This is a genomic window from Mesorhizobium sp. P2_E10 (assembly GCF_056404235.1).
The window spans coordinates 70795-90012 of the sequence record NZ_JBFUEK010000008.1 but is presented as its reverse complement, the minus strand read 5'-3'; the positions used below and the strand labels follow the sequence as shown (position 1 = coordinate 90012).

The window sequence follows — 19218 nt, the reverse complement described above, 5'->3', positions numbered from 1 at the left end:
GCCAGTGGGGACTGGGCGAGGGACGGGACAATGTTGGCGCCAAATGCATATCGGATGACAAAACGGCTGCGCCTTGTGCGGGCGCTGGCGATGGCGGCTTGCCTGGCCGCGGCGGGAACGCTGGGCCTCAATGCGCCGGCCAGAGCGGACAATGACATCGTCTACGTCTCGTCGACCAAGAACGCGTCGATCAAGGTGGCCAAGGGCAAGCCGAAGACGATCGTGACCAGTGCCGCCTTCTACCAGATCGTCATCGGCGATCCGGAGATCGCCAACGTCAATCCGCTGACCGACAAGTCCTTTTATGTGCTCGGCAACAATCTCGGCACCACCGGTGTCGCGCTGTTCAATGAAAACAAGCAGCTGGTTGGTACTGTCGACATCGAGGTGACCCTTGATACCGACCAGTTGGCAAGCACCATTCGTGCCAGCGTTCCGGACGCCAACATCAAGGTTGGTTCCGCCAATGGCCGCGTCGTGCTGTCGGGCGAGGCGGACGATGCGGTCGCCGCCGAGAAGGCGAACCAGATCGCCACGCGCTTTTCCGGCAAAGAGGATGTGATCAACTCGGTCAACATCTCGTCGTCGCAGCAGGTTCAGCTCAATGTCCGCTTTGTCGAGATCAACCGCCAGGCCGGCCAGGAACTCGGTGCAAAGTACAGCGCCAATTTTGCCTACGGCATCGGCGGGCGCGACGTCACGCTGGCTCCCGGGGAGATCGCGCCGGCAGGGTCGGGCGAGATCATCGGCCGGCTGTTGTCGAATGGCGTTTCGATCGACATCGCCATCAAGGCATTGGAAGACCACGGGCTCGCCCGGCGGCTGGCCGAACCGAACCTGATCGCCCGTTCGGGCCAAACGGCAAGCTTCCTCGCCGGCGGCGAGTTCCCGATCCCGGTCTCCGAGGACAATGGCAAGATCTCCGTCAGCTACAAGAAGTATGGCGTCAGCCTGGATTTCACGCCGACCGTGCTCAAGGACGGGCTGGTCAGCCTGGACATCGCGCCGGAAGTGTCCTCGATCGACGCGTCGGCTTCCTACAACATCGGCAACATCTCGGTGCCGGGCTTCATCGTGCGTCGCGCCAAGACTTCGGTCGACCTGAAGAACGGACAGAGCTTCATGATTGCCGGCCTGCTGCAGTCGCAGAACGATATCACGACCTCGCGCATTCCCGGCCTTGGCAAACTGCCGGTGCTTGGGTCGCTATTTTCCTCCAAGGCCTATCAGCGGCGCGAGACCGACCTGGTGATCATCGTCACGCCCTATCTGGTCAAGCCGGTCGACCCGTCGAAAAAGCTCGCAGAGCCGACCGACGGCACGCAGCCGGCCAGCAATGCCGACTACTTTCTCAACAACACCGAGGAAGTGAAGGCGTCCGACGCCAACCGTGCGTTGGCAATGGCCGGCGGCAGCACGGCACAGCCGACCGCAGTCACCACGGTCGGGCATTTCCTCGACCTGCCGAAGGATTGAAGCCATGCGCCTGGTTCCAGGACTATGCATCACCCTGTTGCTCGCTGGCATTTCCAGCGGCTGCACCAGTGACGACTATGTGCGCAGCGAAGGGCCGACGATAGGCGCCGGCAACGCGCAGGCCGCCAATACGGTCATGCAGATGGTCGATCCGTGGAAATACGGGGTCCAGAACACGAAGCTTCTGGTTCCGGCCCAACGCAGCTCCGCGGCAGCCGGGGCCGCCGGTCAGGCGGGCGGCACCCAGGCTGCACAGGCGACCACAACCGATTGATCTGGCGCTTGAATTTTATTGGCGAATGACCTGACAGGCTGAAAAACAATGGCAAGCGGCATCAAGACCAAGAATATCCTGCTCGTATCCAGTGACAGGGCTTTCCTGCAGGACACGCGCACGGCGTTCGCCGCCTCGGAGGTCATCCAGCTTTCGACGGTCGAGAAAAATGTCACCGAGCTTCGCGGCGAGGTCCAGGAGGCCGATTTCGGCGCCCTCATCGTCGACATGGATGCGGCAAAGCTCGAAGAGGTCGAGTCGCTGCAGCGCATCATGCGCCGTCTGGAAGGCCGCGTTCCGGTCGTTGTCGTCACCCAGGAATTCAACGCCGCGGCGGTGCGCATCCTGGTCCAGCTAAAGGTCGCCGATTTCCTGGTGAAGCCGATCACCACCGCCGATCTGGTGCGCTCCGTCATCCGCGCGCTGCAAGGGCCGGGCCGCGAGGAAAACACCGAGTCGCAGATCTACACCTTCATGCCGGCTGCCGGCGGTGTCGGCACCACGACGCTGGCGCTGCAGACCGCCTTTCAGCTGCACCATTCGGTGACGCGCGGCGCGTCGACCTGCGTGGTCGATCTCAATTTCCAGCAGGGCGCCTGCGCCGAATATCTCGACCTTGAACCGCGCTTCGACATCACCGAAATCGAGAACCAGCCCGAGCGCCTCGACCGGCAGCTGCTCGACGTGATGCTGTCCAAGCATGCGAGCGGGCTCTGCGTGCTGGCGGCGCCGACGCGGCCGTCGGAAATGCGCTCCTTCAAGACCGATGTCGTGGTCCGCATGCTCGATCTCGTCTCGGCCTATTTCGACAATGTCGTCATCGACATGCCGCGCACCTGGTTTCCGTGGACGGAGACGGTGCTGCTCGGCTCCAACAAGCTCTACATCGTCGCCGAAATGACGGTGCCCTGCCTGCGCCACACGCAGCGCCTCATCCAGGCCGTCTACGAGACGGCCGGCAAGGAAGTGAAGCCGAACGTCATCGTCAACCGTTTCGAACAGAAGATGTTCGACAACGGCATCAAGCATGCGGATGTGCAGGAAATCCTCGGCGAGCATTTCGTCGGCGGCATCTCCAACAACTATCGGCTGGTGCGCGAAGCCGTCGATCGCGGCGTCCCGCTGCACGAGATCGACCCGAACGCCAATGTCGTCAACGATCTCAAGAAAATCATCCTGCCGGAAGAAGCGGTCGCGACGCCTGAGAAATCGCGCTCGCTGTTCAGTATCGGCAAGGGATTGCTGAAAAGGAAGGCCGGATGACCAGCCGCTTTTCGACACTGCAGAATCGCGACACGCGCCCGCAAAGGCCGGCTGATGTCGCGCCGGTCGCGCACCACGCCGTTGTCATTCCGACGACCCGCAAGGCCTTGCCGGCCAAGCCCGAGGCCACGCCGGCCAAGGGCGGCAACAAGGTGGGTGACGCGCGCGTTCGTATCCATCGGATGCTGCTCGAGGAAATTAACCTGGTCGCGCTGGAACGGCTGCCCAAGGACGAGATGCGCCGTCAGGTTCATGAATTCGTCTCCGAAAAGGCGCGCCAGGAGCGGATGGCGATCAACACCATCGAGCTTGACGCGCTGGTTGACGACATCGTCGACGAGATGGTCGGCCTCGGTCCGCTGGAGCCGCTGCTGAAGGATCCCGAGATCAACGACATTCTGATCAACGGCCACCAGAATTGCTTTGTCGAAAAACGCGGCAAGCTGCAGCAGGTCCATATCCCCTTCAAGGATGAGGCGCATCTGCTTCGAATCATAAACAAAATCGTTGCTGCTGTAGGCCGGCGCGTCGATGAATCGCAGCCGATGGTCGATGCGCGCATGCTGGACGGCTCGCGCTTCAACGCCGCCATTCGGCCGGTCGGCGTCGACGGGCCGCTGGTGTCGATCCGCAAGTTTTCCAAGAACAAGCTCGGCCTGCACAAGCTGGTCGAGTTCGGCGCTATCACCCAGAACATGGCCGAAGTGCTGGCCGCGGCCGTGCATGCCCGCAAGACGACCATCATCTCCGGCGGCACCGGCACCGGCAAGACGACGATGCTGAATGCGCTGTCGGCCTTCATTCCGGAAGACGAACGGTTGATCACCATCGAGGATGCGGCGGAGCTGCAGCTGCAGCAGCCGCATGTCGCGCGCATGGAAACGCGCCCAGCCAACATCGAAGGCCATGGCGAGTTGAGGCAGCGCGACCTGGTCAAGAACGCGCTGCGCATGCGTCCGGACCGCGTCATCCTCGGCGAGTGCCGCGGCGAGGAAGCCTTCGACATGCTGCAGGCGATGAACACCGGCCATGAAGGCTCGATGGCGACCATCCACGCCAACACGCCGCGCGATTGCATTTCGCGCCTGGAACAGATGCTCGGCATGACCGGCATGCCGATGACGGTGCAGTCGATCCGCAGCCAGATCGCCAGCGCAATCGACCTCATCGTGCAGCTGACCCGCCTGTCCGACGGCAAGCGCAAGGTGACCAGCGTCGCCGAGGTGACCGGCATGGAAGGCGACGTCATCCAGATGCAGGAGATCTTCCGCTTCGTGCGCACCGGCATGGAAGCCGACGGCAAGATCCTCGGCTATTACGAGGCGACCGGCATCCGTCCGCGCTTCCTCGAGGATTTGCGCGCCATGGGCATCGAATTCCCGGGAAAATATTTCGAACCAGGCCGGCCGCAGGAGTAGGCGGTGTTCCAGAATTTCAGCGCCATCTACGTCGTCTACGCGGCGGCAGCACTCACCGGCATCATGATCGCCGAGGGCTGCTATCTGCTCTATGCAGGGCGCAGCGACAAGCGCACCGCCATCAACCGGCGCATGAAGCTGCAGGAAAACAAGATCAGCCAGGAACAGGTGCTGATCCAGTTGCGCAAGGAGCGCGGCCTCGAAGCCGGCACGTCGCTGTTTTCACCCGACCGCTTCCGCGCGCTGCGCACGCAGTCGGGTATGACCATGCCGTTGCCGAAATTCCTGATGATCACGTCGGGCGTGGCGTTGGCGATGACGTTTGCCGCACTCTGGTACGGCCTGCCGCTGCTGCTCGGGCTTCTGTTGCTGGTCGTCCTGGTGCCGCTGCTGCCGGTGATGGCAATGCGTTCCATGCGCGGCAAACGGCTGAAGCGGTTCGGCTTGCAGTTGCCGGAAGCGCTGGAGCTGATCACGCGTGGCCTCAAGGCCGGCCATCCGGTGCCGGTGGCAATCGCCATGGTGTCGCGCGAAATGCCCGATCCGATCGGCACCGAGTTCGGCGTCATCGCCGACGAGGTGACGTATGGCTCGGATCTGGTTTCGGCGTTGAATTCGCTGTTCGACCGGGTCGGCCATGAGGATCTGCCACTGTTCATCACTGCCGTGTCGATCCAGACCAGTTCGGGCGGCAATCTGCGTGAAATCCTCGACGGGCTGTCGACGACGATCCGCGAACGCGGCAAGCTGCGGCGCAAGGTGCGCGCCATTTCGTCAGAAGGCCGTATGTCGGCCTACATCCTGACCGCGGTGCCGGCGCTGCTGTTTACCGGCATCATGGTGTTGATGCCGCAATTCTATCGCGATGTTTGGGATATACCGAAGACCTGGTACCTGCTTGGCGGCTCGATCTCCTGGCTGATGCTGGGCAACGTCATTATGTTCAAAATGTCGAACTTCAGGTTCTGACATGGAACAAATCATCCAGTTCCTCGCTTCGCTGGCGCCGACCTCGCTGATGCCCGTGGCCGTGATGCTGCTGGCGTTGGGCGGCGGCGCGGTGGCGTGGCCGCTGGTCGTGGCGAAAGGCGACCGCAACGACCTCAAGCGCCGGCTCAAGGTCGAGGACAACAAGGTGGTTGAACGGGCCGAACCGACACCGAAGAAGAATTCCAACGCGGTGCGCGAAAAGGCGGTGAAGCGGGCGCAGGACTTCTATGCCAAGAGCGATCCGGAAAATGTCGCCCGGCTGCGCATGAAACTCATCCAGGCCGGCTACATGGAACCGCGCGCGGTCGGCATGTTCTTCCTGGTCCGTTTCGCTGCCTTTGTCGGCGGCGCGATCGGTGCGTTTCTGGTCAATCAATGGATGGCCAGCGCCGATGCGACCGCGACCAGCCGCTGGACCTTCATCATCCTGTCGGGAGCGGCCGGCTATTTCCTGCCCGGCCTGGTGCTGAGCCAGAAGGTGCGGGAAAAGATGCGCGAATACCGCAACGGCTTTCCCGACTTCATGGATTTGATGATCGTCTGTTCCGATGCCGGGATGAGCATGGAAGCCGGGATCGAACGCGTCTCGAAGGAACTCGCCAAGACCTATCCGGCGCTGAGCCAGAACCTGCAGCTGGTATCGCTGGAGCTCAGGGCAGGGCGCAGTCTCGACGACGCGCTGAAGGCGCTCGCCGACCGCCTTAGCCTGGACGAGGTGCGTTCGTTTGCGACGCTGCTGCAGCAGTCCAAGGAACTCGGCACCAGCCTGTCGGGAGCGCTGCGCGTCTTCTCCGACGAAATGCGGCACAAGCGCATGTCGCTGGCCGAGGAGAAAGCGCACGCTTTGCCGGCCAAGATGTCGGTGCCGGTGGTGGTCTGCATCCTGCCGGTGGTGCTGATGATTGCCGTCATTCCGGTTATCGTCAAAATGACGGCACATTGACGGGGCGGCCTGGTTAACAGGATCTTTGCGCGAAACCAAATTTTAGGCGCATTTTAGCACCGAAGGTTAATCGCCCTGTTGTAGTCTGCTTCCTGAAGAACGACCCGGCAAATCGGGCGATTGAGGCAGGGGCATGCGTTACAGATCTCTCACGGCAATGGCCGCGATTGCGGCAGTCTTGATGGTCACGGGTTGCACGTCGAGCGGTGTCGATGCGACCAAGACCACCGCCATCCCACCACAGGCAAAGGACGTCAGTTCGTCCGACCTGACGGAGGGCAAGGTGCAATTTCGCGAGGCGAATTACGGTCTTGCCGAAAAGCATTTCCGCAAGGCGGTGGAACTGAAGGCCGACAATGCCGAGGCCTGGATGGGGCTTGCCGCTTCCTATGACGAACTCGGCCGCTTCGACTTTGCCGACCGCGCCTACGATCAGCTTTTGAAGGTCGCCGGGCGCAAGCCGCAGATCATCAACAATATGGGCTATTCGCAATTGTTGCGCGGCAACCGCAAGAAGGCCAAGGCGCTGCTTCTGGAGGCCAGGGCCGGCATGACCGACCCAACGGTGGTCAATGCCAATCTGGCGCTGCTGAACAAGGGCTGAAACGTCGCTTCGTCGTGCGCGGCTTCTCCCGCAAGACGAGACAGCGACGCTTTGTAAACCTTGTCGGAAAGTAGCGTCGGACGGCCGACCGAAATTACGCATTTGCAGCCTGTAGCTGCCCTAGAATGCAGCGCACCCGACCATCTCCCCAAGAGGCTGCTGCTCACACATGTTGGATTTCAGTTCGCTTCTGCTTGCAGCTGCGTTGTCTGGCATATGCCTCAGCGTCACCATGTTTGCGATCTGGTTGACCGCGCCGCGCGGGCGCTTTGTGCTGAGCGTGGCGTGCGGCATTCTCGTCCTGGTCGCGCATGTGATCTTGTTTTGGCACTACACCAGGGATCCGAGCCCGTGGCTTTGCCAGATCGTCTTGGCGTTGCTCAGCCTGGGTTTTCTGACCATCTGCCTGGCGGCCATGCAATATCTCGGCGTGCATGAGTACAGACGTGCTGTTATGCCGACACTGCTTGCGATGGCGGTATGCGCGGGCGTGACTTATCTCGGCCTCGACGGTGTCGGCTTCGTTGTCACCTACGCTGAAGTAACGGCGCTGCTTGCGGTGATCGGGGCGATGTTCTGGATCAAGGGCGGCGGTCAGGAGCGCCGAATTCTGCTGGTGGTTTCGTTCCTGAGTGGCGTCTGCGGGCTGTCGTTCGGACTTTGCGGCGCGATGCTTGTCGTCAAAGGGCAGTGGGTACTCGGCGTTGCGCCGGACAATTGGGCCGAACGCTTGAACTCAGTCGTCGCGGTTGCCTGCATGACCGGGCTCGGCGCCTTGACGCTCTCGCTGCATCATTTGCAGGCGCAGATCGAATTGAAGGCCGAGACCATGACCGATCCCTTGACCGGGCTGATGAACCGGCGGGCGCTGACCGCATTCTACGGCGAGCGCGTCTTCGGTCCGTTCATGTCGGTCGTCATGTTCGATCTCGATCACTTCAAGAAGACCAATGATGTCTTCGGCCATCCGGTCGGCGATCAGGTTTTGTGCCGCTTCGCCGCGGTGATCCGGAAATATGGCAAGACCGGCGTCGATGCCTTTCGGCTGGGCGGCGAAGAATTCGTGCTGGTCATGTCCAGGGTGACGGAAGAAAAAGCCTACGACCTTGCAAGCAAGATCAGCGTCAGCTTCGGCACGGAAGTGGTGGCCACCTCGCTTGGTCCATTGCGCAGCACGGTCAGCGGCGGCATCGGCTTTGGCGAGGCAGGCGGCGCCAGCCTCGACGTCGTGCTGGCCGATGCCGACACTGCACTCTATGCGGCCAAGCGCGCCGGGCGAAATCGCGTCGTCGTCCAGAACAAAGCCAGCAAGGCCGACGAGCCGGCCCTGCGCTCTGCCTGATTGCCGCCGAGAGGATTACTCGGCGGCGCCCAGATATTCCGACAGCGGCGGGCAGGAGCAGACCAGGTTGCGGTCGCCGGCGACATTGTCGATGCGCGACACCGGCGGCCAGTATTTGGCCGCGCTGTCGGCGTCGCCGGCGGGGTAGGCCGCTTCCAGCCGCGAATAGGGATGGCTCCATTGGCCGGCCAGCGCCTCGGCCGCAGTATGCGGCGCATTGACCAGCGGGTTGTCGGCCAGCGGCCACTCGCCCTTCGCCACCTTGGCGGCCTCGCCGGCAATGGCAATCATCGCCTCGCAAAATCGGTCCAGTTCGCGCTTGGGCTCCGACTCGGTCGGTTCGACCATCAGCGTGCCGGCGACCGGGAACGACATGGTCGGCGCATGGAAGCCATAGTCGATCAGGCGTTTGGCGATGTCGTCGACGCTGATGCCGGCGCTGTCCTTGAGCACGCGGGTGTCGAGGATGCATTCATGCGCGATGCGATCATGCCTGCCCTTGTAGAGGAGCGGGAAGTGCGGCGCGAGCCGTGTCGCCACGTAGTTGGCCGAGATGATGGCGGTCTCGGTCGCCTGCTTGAGGCCGGAGGCGCCCATCATGCGAATGTACATCCAGGTGATCGGCAGGATCGAGGCGCTGCCGAACGGTGCGGCCGACACGGCATGCGCCGAACCCTCGGTGACGTGACCCGGCAGATAGGGTTGCAGATGCGACTTGACGCCGATCGGACCGACTCCAGGACCACCGCCGCCATGCGGGATACAGAAGGTCTTGTGCAGGTTCATGTGGCAGACATCGGCGCCGATGTCGCCGGGCCGCGCCAGCGCGACCAGGGCGTTGAGGTTGGCGCCGTCGAAATAGACCTGACCGCCATGCTCATGGATGAGGGCGCAGAGGTGGCGCGCCCCTTCCTCGTAGACGCCATGCGTCGAGGGATAGGTGAACATCAGCGCTGCGAGATTCTTGGAATGCTCGTTGGCCTTGGCCCTCATATCGTCCATGTCGATGTTGCCGTCTTCCAGGCAGCGCACGACGACCACGCTCATGCCCGCCATCGCCGCGCTCGCCGGATTGGTGCCATGCGCGGAGGAGGGGATCAGGCAGACGGTGCGATGGCCTTCGCCGCGCGAGCGGTGATAGCCGCGAATGGCAAGCAGGCCGGCATATTCGCCCTGGCTGCCGGCATTGGGCTGCAGCGTCACCGCATCGAAGCCGGTGATCTCCGACAGCCAGCCTTCCAGCTCACCGATCATGGCGCGATAACCGGTTGAATGGCTGGCCGGCGCGAAGGGATGCAGATTGGCGACGCTCGGCCAGCTCACCGGCATCATCTCGGCGGCGGCGTTGAGCTTCATGGTGCAGGAGCCCAGCGGGATCATGGCGCGGTCGAGGGCCAGGTCCTTGTCGGCGAGACGGCGCAGGAAGCGCATCATCTCGGTTTCCGAGTGGTTGTCGTGGAAGACCGGCTGGGAGAGGAACTCCTTGCCGCGCGGTTTTCCGGGCACGGTGCTGGCGCCGGCATCGTCGGCCTTGACGCCGAACAGGGCGGCGATCCCCTTCAGGTCGGCCTCGGTGGAGGTCTCGTCGAAGGCGATGCTGATGCGGTCGGCATCGATGACGCGCAGCAACCGGCCACCCTTTTCAGCGGCAGCGGCGATCGAAGCTGCCTTGCCCTTCACCTCGACTGTGACCGTGTCGAAGCGGCTTGTGCCAAGCACGGAAACACCTGATGCTTTCAGGCCTGCCGCGAGGCGGCTGGCGAGTGCATGGATGCAGCCGGCAATTCCTTGCAGTCCGGCCGGGCCGTGCCAGATCGCATAGGCCGTCGCCATATTGGCGAGCAGCGCCTGCGCGGTGCAGATATTGGAGGTCGCCTTGTCGCGGCGGATATGCTGTTCGCGTGTCTGCAGGGCGAGACGATAGCCCGGGCGGCCTTTGCTGTCGGTGGACTGGCCGACGAGGCGGCCAGGCATCAGCCGGGTCAATTTATCGGAGACCGCGCAATAGGCGGCGTGCGGGCCGCCAAAGCCCATCGGCACGCCAAAACGCTGCATCGGACCGACAGCGATGTCGGCGCCAAGTTTTGCCGGCGCATCCGTCAGCGTCAGGCCGAGCGGATCGGCAATGAAGACGACGACGGTGCCTGTTGCACGGGCCTTTTCGATCGCCGCCTTATGGTCGCCGTAGACGCCAAAAGTGTCCGGCCAGGAGACGAGCAGGGCTGCGGTGTTGTCGTCGATCGTCTCGCCGTCGATCTCGATGCCGAGCGGCTCGGCGCGGGTGCGCACCACGTCCAGCGTCTGCGGGTGCGGCGTGCCGGCCAGCGCCACCTTGGTGCGCTTGTCACGATGATGGCGCAGCGCAATGCCGACAGCCTCGGCAACCGCCGTTGCTTCGTCGAGCAGCGAGGCCGATGCCACCGGCAGGCCGGTTAGCTCTGTGACCAGGGTCTGGAAATTGAACAGCATTTCGAGCCGGCCCTGGCTGATTTCGGCCTGATAGGGCGTGTAGGCCGTATACCAGGCCGGATTCTCGAACAAATTGCGCTGGATGACCGGCGGCACATGCACGCCGTGATAACCGGCGCCGATGAAGCTCTTCAGCACCGTGTTTCTTGCCATGGTCGCCGACAATTCTGCCAGCGCCTCGGCTTCGCTGGCCGGTGCGGGCAGGGTCAGCGGTACGTCGAGGCGGATCGATCTCGGCACGGCCTGGCTGATCAGCGTCTCGACTGAGGGAACGCCGATCACCGCAAGCATGGCTCTGACATCGTTGACATCAGGACCGATATGGCGGGCCGAAAAGGGAGTGAGTGCTGCGCTCATGTTTCTTATGATCCTGATATCAGCCGATATGGGCCTGGTAAGCGGCCTCATCCATGAGGCCTTCGAGCTGGCTTTCATTGGCGAGCTTCATCTTCCACAGCCAGCCGTCGCCGGTCGCCGCTGAATTGACCAGCGATGGGTCGGACGAGAGCGTGCCGTTGGCCTCGGTGATCTCGCCGTCGACCGGCGCATAGACGTCGGACGCCGCCTTGACGGATTCGACCACCACTGCGGTGTCGCCCTTGGCCAGTTTTTTGCCCAGCTCCGGCAATTCGACGAAAACGAGATCGCCGAGCTGCTCTTGCGCATAGTCGGTGATGCCGACGGTGGCGATGCCGCCCTCGACACGCAGCCATTCGTGATCTTCGGTGAAATAGGTTTTTGCCATGAGGATTATCCTTTGCGGTAGCGATGAGGAGTGAAGGGCAAGGAATTGATATCGATCGGGATTTTGGTCCCGCGAACATCGGCGAACAGTTTCGTGCCCGGCTTGGCCAGAGCTGTCGGGACGTAGCCCATGGCGACGGGATGGCCAACTGACGGGCCGAATCCGCCGGAGGTGACATGGCCGGCGGCATTGCCGTCGGCATCGAACAGGGCACAGCCGGCACGCACAGGCTGGCGGCCTTCAGGCTTCAAGCCCACGCGTTTCCACCACGGGCCTTGTGCGGTCTTGCGTAAGACATCAGCGCCAATGAAGGATCCAGTGGCACGGATATCCTTGGGGATTGCCCACATCAGGGCCGCACTGGCCGGGTCGGTCTCCGGCGTGATGTCCTGGCCGTGCAGGCAGAGCCCGGCTTCAAGCCGAAGCGAATCGCGGGCGGCAAGGCCGATCCACAGCACGCGTTCGTCCTCGAGCAGCTTGGCAGCCAGGATCCGCGCGTCCGCTTCCGGCAGGCCGATCTCGAACCCATCTTCGCCGGTATAGCCGGAGCGGCTCATGAACCAGTTTTTCTTCGGCTCGATGCCATGCATGAACAGCAGCGAGCCGGTCTCGATGCCCGCGCGGGACAAGGCAGCCCAGGCTTCCGGACCCTGTATCGCCAGGAAGACACGGTCGAGCGCGTCGACCTTGACCTCGAAATCCTTGGCAAGCGCGCGCAGGTGCTTTTCGTCGGCTTCGGCGTTGCCGGCATTGGCGACCACCATGAAGCGCTCGTCGCCGAGCCTGGTGACGATCAAATCGTCCAGAATGCCGCCGGCTTCATTGAGGAAAAAGGACAGTTTGGACTGCGAGATTTCGAGCGCGCCGGCATCCAGAGGGCAGGCGCGGTTGAGCAGGGCGACAGCGCCCGGGCCACTGATCTCGAACAGCTTCATGTGAGAGATGTCGAACAGGCCGGCATGCTCGCGTGTGTGAAGATGCTCCTTCATCACGCCGGCCGGATAGGTCAGTGGCATCGACCAGCCGGCGAAGGCGCCAAAGCGCGCACCGGCGGCGGTGTGAATATCCTTAAGGGGAAGGTGTTTTGGGTCGCCCGTCATGTCATCTCCAGAGTCGCACGCAATCGGCCGCTGATGGCGACCAGTCCGTGCCCCTCTGTCTGAAGCCTGAGAGACTCGCGCCCCGTAACTCTGTCGGCAGCGCTTACACCTTCGGCGCGGGGGCAAGCCCCGACTTTCCAGAGTGTCTTTCCCGTCTACGGTTCTTTTGCCTGAGAGATTTCGGGCGATTTCCCCTTCGGCGGCAGCTTTCGCTGCTCTCTCCCGCAAACAGGTAGGACTCGCAAAAGTCCTCGACTCGCCATCCATAGCCCGTGAACGACACCTTGTCACCTGCCAGCGACATTTAAAGCGTGCCGCGCTTCGGATCTTTGTTTTGATGCATGTCGTTCTCCTAAAACCGGTTGGCAACATGCATTGGCCGACAAGGCTTCGCTAACCACGCCGTTTGCCGGTTTTTCAAGACACTGCTGGTACAAGGGTAGGAGATGACGCTTGGCGACCGGCAGTAGCCGGCAGCGGACGGGGACCGAAAATGGGCGAACTCATCATGACCGCACCAGTGGCGGGGCTGACCTCGAAAGGCCGCATCACGGCCGAGGACGTGGTCATGCTGCGCCGCGAGGTGTTCAGCGACGGCGTGGTGACGCGCGGCGAAGCCGAAGCGCTGTTCGCGCTCGACGCGACGGCCAAGGACAAATGCGAGGAATGGCCGGTGTTCTTTGTCGAGGCCATTGGCGACTATATCGTCCATCAGGAAAAGCCGGCGGGCTATATTTCCGGGGACAATGCCGACTGGCTGGTCCGGGCGATCTCGCGCGACGGCATGGTCGACAGCCGGACAGAGCTTGAGCTGCTCGTGCATGTGCTGGAGATAGCGAAATCCTCGCCGAGCCGGCTTTCCGCCTATGCGCTGCAACAGGTCTCCGATGCGGTGATCGACGGCAAGGGACCGCTGATGCTTGGCGGCAGCCTGGTTCCCGGGCTGATCGCCGAGGCCGAGGTCGAATTGCTGCGCCGCATCCTTTACGCCCATGGCGGCGACGGCAACATCGCCATCACCCGCGCCGAGGCCGAGGTGCTGTTCAAGATCAACGAGCAGACCGCGGCGGCCAGCAATGATCCGTCCTGGAACGATCTGTTCGTCAAGGCGATCGCCAATTTCGTCATGTGTTCGGCTGGCTACGAAGCGCCGACGCGCGATGTGGCGCTGCGCCGGGACACCTTTTTCGAGCAGGCCGAACCCGAGATCGGCGGCTTCTTCGGCCGTATGGTGTCAGGCGGGCTCGCCGGCATCATGGAAGCCTATCGGTCACCTGACAATATCGAGGCCGAGTGGGAATCCAAGAACAGGGCGACAGAGGCGCTTGCCCGCCGCGCCGAGACGATCGACGCCAGCGAGGCGAAATGGCTGGCCGAGCGCATCGGCAGCGATCGGCCATTGTACGAGAACGAGCGCGCGCTGCTGACGCTGATCAAGCACGCTTCGCCGGAGATCCACTCGGCGCTGAAACCGCTGCTCGACAAGGTTGCCTAGGGTCCATCGATATTCAGGTGAGGCCGGCCTGCAGATGGCGGCTTCCTGCGCTTCCGGTGCTCACGTACTTCAAGTACGCTCCGCTCCGGTTCTCGGAAGCCACCATCTTCGACTCGGCCTGACCTGAATCTCGACGGAGCCTATACGGATCCATTTTATCAAATCCCGCCGTACCAGTCATAGCCATTGTCTTCCCAATAGCCGCCGCGGCCGCCGCCGACGTCGGCGAAACCGTCGACCAGTTCGATCTTGTAGAGGTATTTCGGCATCTTGTAGCCGAGCTGGCGTTCGACACGCACACGCAGCGGCGCGCCGTTCTCGACCGGCAGCGGCTTGCCGTTCAACCCATAGGCGAGGATCGTCTGCGGATGGCGGGCATCGATCAGGTCGATCGTGCCGTAATATTTGACGTCACCGGACAGGCTGCGGTCGATCGTGTCGAGGCAATGGAACATGACGTAGCGCGCCTGCGGCTTGACCACCGCCTGGTCGAGCACCAGCGACAGCGGCGTGCCTGTCCATTTGGCGATGCAGCTCCAGCCTTCGACGCAGTCGTGACGGGTGATCTGCGTGCGGCTCGGCATGTTCTGAAGCTGCTCGCGGCTGAGCGACAGCGGCTTTTCGACCAGGCCCGTCACCTCCAGTCGCCAATCGGCGAAATTGTTGGCGAGCAGGCCCTTGTAGACATCGTCGTCCGGCGCGGTGACGCCGTTCGGCCGCTGCGGCTGGCGGATGTCGGCCTCGGTGAATTCCGGCGCCAGCGCATCGCGGCCGGCGAGCAACCGTTGTGCGCGATAGGTCAGGCCGTTGGCGTTTTCGAGGAAACTGCGCAGGCCGTCGCCCATGCCGAGTTGGCTGTCGAAGGCATCGCAGCCCGACAGCATGATGCCGGACACGCCAAGGCTGGCCGAGGTCAGGAACTTTCTGCGGCTGATCTGGAATTTTGCCATGTCAGGCGCTCCTCTCGGCGGGTTTGTCGTCATGCGAGGGAGAATCGGTGCGGTACCAGCCGGTGATGATGGAACGCAATTCGTTGATTGGCCCGGCAGCCAGGATCATCAGGATGTGGATGACGAAGAAGCCAATGAGCAGCAGCATCACGGTGAAATGGATGGTGCGCGCGGTCTGCCGGCCGCCCAGCACTTCGTTGAGGAATGGCAGCACCGAGTTCATGCTCGGCGACATGGCAAGGCCGGTGATGATCATCAGCGGCAGGAGCACGAACAGGACGCCGCCATAGGCCATTTTCTGCAGCGTGTTGTATTCGCGCGTGTGGTGGAATTTCAGCTTGGCGTGGTCGATAATGTCCTGCGGCAACCGCTTGAGATCGTCGAGGCGCGGCGCGAGATCGCGGCGCAGATGGCCGTTGAGCGCGCTGGCGACCAGCCAGACGATGAGTGTCGTGGTCAGGATCCAGGCGAAGAAGAAATGCACCACGCGGGCGGTGCCGAGGTCGTAGTAGGACGGTATCGTCGCCCAGGACGGAAAGCCGCGCGCAGTCTCCTGGCCAGCCGGTCCCGACCAGCCGAGCACGCCGGTTGTGTCGAAGCGGTGCCCGAAGATTTCGGTGTAGCCGCGCGTGCCCGTTGTGGTGTTTTCGGCGCCGATGGCGAAGACGGTGTTGTTGTATTCGAAGCCCGACTGCTTGCCGATGTAGAGCTGCGGGCGGGCGTTGAAGATCTGCAGGCCGGAAAGCAGCATGAAGAACAGCGAGATCGCCCAAAGCCAGTGCGTCAGCCGCGTCCAACGCGACTGCCGGTAGATCAACGTTTCAACCCTGGGCGAGGCCGCGTCTGCCCCTACGGATTGGCTCCTGGCAACCGTTTCCATGTTTATTCTTTGCCTCCCGGCCGCGCGATTTCGGCGCGGCCTCTGCGATCAACGTTCTCCTCCCAATACGTCGCAATCCATAGCGATGTTTCACCCGATCACGGATTTATTACGGGCCCGGATTTATCACGAACCGCCGAGGCTGACGGCGAGGTTGACCACGGCAGCGACGATGACCGTGTTGAAGAAGAACGATAGGATCGAGTGCACAAGCACGACGCGGCGCATATGCGAGGTGGTTATGGCTGTGTCGGCGGTCTGCGCGGTCATGCCGATGACCGTGGCGAAGTAGAGGAAATCCCAGCCCTCCGGCCGTTTGCTGCCGGGAAACTCGAGGCCGCCGACTGGGATCTTCTTCTTGGTTTCGGAATCGATCGCGTCGCCGTCCATCCAGTAGACATGCGCATAGTGAAGTGCGGCCATGGCATGGATGGTGAACCAGCCGAGCGGGATCGACAGCATCGCGAAGCCGAGCTCGGTGGGGTCGCGGTCTTTGTGATTGATCAGCAGGAACAGCAAGACGATGGCGATGCCGACGATGCCGAGCGTGATGGCAAAGATGCCAAGCACGGGTAGGTCGATCTCACGTGCATTCTTGCTGAGGTAGCGGCCGGAAAGCAGCGGCATCTTGGCGATGACGAGCGCAATGAAGACGACGAAGAACGCATCGGCGGCAATCGAAATCGAATAGGCAAGCGTCACCCCCGAGATCAGCGCGATAACCAGCGCCGGGATGCCGACGCAGGCCGACACCAGGAATTGCTTGTGCCGGTGCAGCGGGTTGGTGATGGGGATGTCTGTCGCCATGGCGCGGCCTCGAGTGCCGTTTCTATCCCGGTGTGGCGGATTTCAGCGCCCGCCGCAAGATACGGTCGAGTTCGCCGAGAAAGCGCGAACGGTCCTGCGGCGCGAAGCTGGCATTGTAGCCCTTGCTTTCGCCGGTCTCGCGCAGATGCTGCTTCAAGTCGCGCATCGCCACCGCCATGCCGATCGTCTCCGGCGTGAACGGGCGTCCTGTAGGGCCAAGCACATGGGCGCCCAGCGCCACCGTGCGGGCGGCAAGCGGGATGTCGGCTGTCACCACGATATCGTTGGGTTTCGCATTCTCGACGATCCAGTCGTCGGCGGCGTCGGCTCCCTTGGACACCACGACGTTTCGGATCATCGGATCGCGCGACGGGCGCAGGCCGCCATTGGAGACGTAGGTGACGACGACGCCATGACGCTCGGCGACCTTTTCGACCTCGGCCTTGACCGGGCAGGCGTCTGCATCGACGAGAATTGATGGTGCGGGCATCTTGCTTCCAATGAATATGGGGCCGGATCGTTCTCCGGCCCCATGAACGCTTCTTTTCAGATCTTCAAGCCGGCAAGGCGCCGGACTTCTTCGCGGTCCATGTCGCGATGTAGTCCATCAGGCCGGGATTGAGGCAGTCATAGGGCTCGATGCCGATTGACTTCAACTGCGCACGAATGCCGTCCATGCGCTTCGGGTCGACACCGGATTCGATGATCGAGGAGACGAAAGCGGTGAAGCCAGGCGGTGACCAGCCGTCTTCCTGGAAGCGCTCGGGGTGGATGAAGGTGAGGCCCTTGAACGGATGGTCGCGCTCGACCGGTCCGTGCATGTGGACGCCGCAGCCGGTGCAGGCGTGGCGAAGGATCAGCGCGCCGGGATCGACCACTTTGAGCTTGTCGGCATTTTCGGTGACGGTGACGTCGCCGGTGCCGGCGACGGCCACGACCGAGAACACCGCGCCTGCCGGCTTCCAGCATTTGGTGCAGCCGCAGGCATGGTTGTGGGCGATCTGGCCCTTGACCTTCACCTTCACCGGCTTGCTGGTGCAGGCACAGACCAGCGTGCCGCCGGCAAAGCTGGCGCTCTCCTTGGGCAGTCCATTGTCGAGTTTCGGATGCAATTTCTCAGGCATTTTCTTCCTCCCTTGTTGAACCCGTGCAACTTCAGTCGCTGGCCCTTCGGTCGGCGGCTCTTTTCTCCTCAGTAAACCACCACGCTTCGGATCGACTTGCCCTCATGCATGAGATCAAAGCCCTTGTTGATGTCCTCGAGCTTCAGCGTGTGGGTGATCATCGGGTCGATCTCGATCTTGCCGTCCATGTACCAATCGACGATTTTTGGCACGTCGGTGCGGCCGCGCGCGCCGCCAAAGGCGGTGCCCATCCAGGTGCGGCCGGTGACCAACTGGAATGGCCGTGTCGAGATTTCCTGGCCGGCTCCGGCAACGCCGATGACGACCGACTTGCCCCAGCCGCGGTGTGAGGATTCGAGCGCCTGGCGCATCACCTTGGTGTTGCCGGTGCAGTCGAAGGTGTAGTCGGCGCCGCCGATCTGGTCGGCGCCACGCTTGGTCATGTTGACGAGGTGGGGCACGATATCGCCGTCGATCTCCTTCGGATTGACGAAATGCGTCATGCCGAACTTCTCGCCCCAGGCCTTCTTGTCGTTGTTGAGATCAACGCCGATGATCATGTCGGCGCCGGCAAGGCGAAGCCCCTGGATGACGTTGAGGCCGATGCCGCCGAGGCCGAAGACAACTGATGTGGCGCCCTGCTCGACCTTGGCGGTGTTGATGACAGCACCGATGCCGGTGGTGACGCCGCAGCCGATGTAGCAAATCTTGTCGAACGGCGCGTCAGGATTGACCTTGGCCAGCGCGATCTCGGGCAGCACGGTGAAATTGGAGAAGGTCGAGCAGCCCATATAGTGAAAAATCTTGTCCTTGCCGATCGAGAAGCGCGACGAGCCGTCCGGCATCAGGCCCTGGCCCTGGGTGGCGCGGATCGCGGTGCACAGATTGGTCTTGCGCGACAGGCAGGACGGGCACTGGCGGCATTCCGGCGTATAGAGCGGGATGACGTGGTCGCCCTTCTTGACCGAGGTGACGCCCTTGCCGACATCGACGACGATGCCGGCGCCCTCATGGCCGAGAATGGCCGGAAACAGGCCTTCAGGGTCGGCGCCTGACAAAGTGAACTCGTCGGTGTGGCAGATGCCGGTCGCCTTGATCTCGACCAGCACTTCGCCGTCGCGCGGACCATCGAGGTCGACCTCCATGATCTCCAGCGGCTTTCCGGCGGCGACAGCAACAGCGGCGCGGGTTTTCATCAGACAATTCCTCCCAAGGCGGTTTTTTGCTCAAGCTTTCAGGTTTTCTCGATGCGATCAACTGGAAGCTGGTGGCAAGACTGGGCCACAGCGGCGAATTGGAATCGCAAATCGATTGAAAGGCGGTGAATTGCATGGTCGG

At 62.5% G+C, this 19218-nt stretch carries 18 protein-coding genes and 1 riboswitch; of the genes, 9 read left to right on the top strand and 9 right to left on the bottom strand.

Going from position 1 to position 19218, the window contains the following annotated elements:
* Nucleotides 1-54 precede the first annotated feature (54 nt).
* The 8 genes from AC1D0N_RS21365 (at nt 55) to AC1D0N_RS21330 (ending at nt 8310) form a co-directional block, all read left to right on the top strand.
* Nucleotides 55-1476, top strand: a complete 1422-nt coding sequence (locus AC1D0N_RS21365; protein ID WP_477247373.1) for a type II and III secretion system protein family protein — start codon at nt 55-57, stop codon at nt 1474-1476.
* 4 nt (nt 1477-1480) lie between these two features.
* Complete coding sequence (locus AC1D0N_RS21360; RefSeq protein WP_477247371.1) at nt 1481-1750, top strand: hypothetical protein; 270 nt, start codon at nt 1481-1483, stop codon at nt 1748-1750.
* A 48-nt stretch (nt 1751-1798) separates the two neighbouring features.
* On the top strand, nt 1799-3013 hold the full coding sequence (locus tag AC1D0N_RS21355; RefSeq protein ID WP_477247369.1) for a CpaE/TadZ family protein: 1215 nt from the start codon (nt 1799-1801) through the stop codon (nt 3011-3013).
* Nucleotides 3010-4431 carry a CpaF family protein gene (locus AC1D0N_RS21350; RefSeq protein WP_477247367.1) on the top strand — a complete coding sequence of 474 codons (1422 nt, stop codon included), beginning with the start codon at nt 3010-3012 and terminating at the stop codon, nt 4429-4431. The genes AC1D0N_RS21355 and AC1D0N_RS21350 overlap by 4 nt, the downstream gene beginning before the upstream one ends.
* A gap of 3 nt (nt 4432-4434) precedes the next feature.
* Nucleotides 4435-5400: a type II secretion system F family protein gene (locus tag AC1D0N_RS21345; protein WP_477247365.1), complete on the top strand. Its 966-nt coding sequence runs from the start codon at nt 4435-4437 to the stop codon at nt 5398-5400.
* Nucleotide 5401: 1 nt separating this feature from the next.
* Nucleotides 5402-6364: a type II secretion system F family protein gene (locus AC1D0N_RS21340; protein ID WP_477247363.1), complete on the top strand. Its 963-nt coding sequence runs from the start codon at nt 5402-5404 to the stop codon at nt 6362-6364.
* A 133-nt stretch (nt 6365-6497) separates the two neighbouring features.
* Complete coding sequence (locus AC1D0N_RS21335; protein ID WP_477247361.1) at nt 6498-6968, top strand: tetratricopeptide repeat protein; 471 nt, start codon at nt 6498-6500, stop codon at nt 6966-6968.
* 205 nt (nt 6969-7173) lie between these two features.
* Nucleotides 7174-8310 carry a GGDEF domain-containing protein gene (locus AC1D0N_RS21330; RefSeq protein WP_477247359.1) on the top strand — a complete coding sequence of 379 codons (1137 nt, stop codon included), beginning with the start codon at nt 7174-7176 and terminating at the stop codon, nt 8308-8310.
* Nucleotides 8311-8325: 15 nt separating this feature from the next.
* Here AC1D0N_RS21330 and gcvP read toward each other — a convergent pair whose 3' ends face one another.
* The 3 genes from gcvP to gcvT are packed head-to-tail and all read right to left on the bottom strand — an operon-like array spanning nt 8326 to nt 12624.
* A complete protein-coding gene (gcvP, locus tag AC1D0N_RS21325) occupies nt 8326-11136 on the bottom strand; it encodes an aminomethyl-transferring glycine dehydrogenase (protein ID WP_477247357.1) in 2811 nt (936 codons plus the stop codon).
* Between the two features lie 19 nt (nt 11137-11155).
* Nucleotides 11156-11524, bottom strand: a complete 369-nt coding sequence (gene gcvH, locus AC1D0N_RS21320; protein ID WP_477247355.1) for a glycine cleavage system protein GcvH — start codon at nt 11522-11524, stop codon at nt 11156-11158.
* 5 nt (nt 11525-11529) lie between these two features.
* Entirely contained in the window at nt 11530-12624 is a 1095-nt protein-coding gene (gene gcvT, locus AC1D0N_RS21315) for a glycine cleavage system aminomethyltransferase GcvT (RefSeq protein ID WP_477247353.1), read from the bottom strand.
* 148 nt (nt 12625-12772) lie between these two features.
* A riboswitch (glycine riboswitch) is annotated at nt 12773-12859 on the bottom strand.
* A 258-nt stretch (nt 12860-13117) separates the two neighbouring features.
* Here gcvT and AC1D0N_RS21310 point away from each other — a divergent pair.
* Complete coding sequence (locus tag AC1D0N_RS21310) at nt 13118-14119, top strand: hypothetical protein (RefSeq protein WP_477247351.1); 1002 nt, start codon at nt 13118-13120, stop codon at nt 14117-14119.
* A gap of 158 nt (nt 14120-14277) precedes the next feature.
* Here AC1D0N_RS21310 and AC1D0N_RS21305 read toward each other — a convergent pair whose 3' ends face one another.
* The 6 genes from AC1D0N_RS21305 to AC1D0N_RS21280 all read right to left on the bottom strand — a co-directional run bounded on the left by AC1D0N_RS21305 (nt 14278) and on the right by AC1D0N_RS21280 (nt 19076).
* Nucleotides 14278-15069, bottom strand: coding sequence for a molybdopterin-binding protein (locus AC1D0N_RS21305; protein WP_477247349.1), 792 nt, complete (start codon nt 15067-15069; stop codon nt 14278-14280).
* A 1-nt stretch (nt 15070) separates the two neighbouring features.
* Nucleotides 15071-15949, bottom strand: coding sequence for a cytochrome b/b6 domain-containing protein (locus tag AC1D0N_RS21300; RefSeq protein ID WP_477247348.1), 879 nt, complete (start codon nt 15947-15949; stop codon nt 15071-15073).
* 126 nt (nt 15950-16075) lie between these two features.
* The gene (locus AC1D0N_RS21295; RefSeq protein ID WP_477247346.1) at nt 16076-16756 is read right to left on the bottom strand and encodes a DUF1345 domain-containing protein; all 681 of its coding nucleotides are present in this window, start codon (nt 16754-16756) and stop codon (nt 16076-16078) included.
* A 22-nt stretch (nt 16757-16778) separates the two neighbouring features.
* The gene (locus AC1D0N_RS21290) at nt 16779-17246 is read right to left on the bottom strand and encodes a YaiI/YqxD family protein (protein WP_477247344.1); all 468 of its coding nucleotides are present in this window, start codon (nt 17244-17246) and stop codon (nt 16779-16781) included.
* A gap of 64 nt (nt 17247-17310) precedes the next feature.
* Entirely contained in the window at nt 17311-17880 is a 570-nt protein-coding gene (gfa, locus tag AC1D0N_RS21285; protein WP_477247342.1) for an S-(hydroxymethyl)glutathione synthase, read from the bottom strand.
* Between the two features lie 68 nt (nt 17881-17948).
* Entirely contained in the window at nt 17949-19076 is a 1128-nt protein-coding gene (locus AC1D0N_RS21280; protein WP_477247340.1) for an S-(hydroxymethyl)glutathione dehydrogenase/class III alcohol dehydrogenase, read from the bottom strand.
* Between the last annotated feature and the right edge of the window lie 142 nt (nt 19077-19218).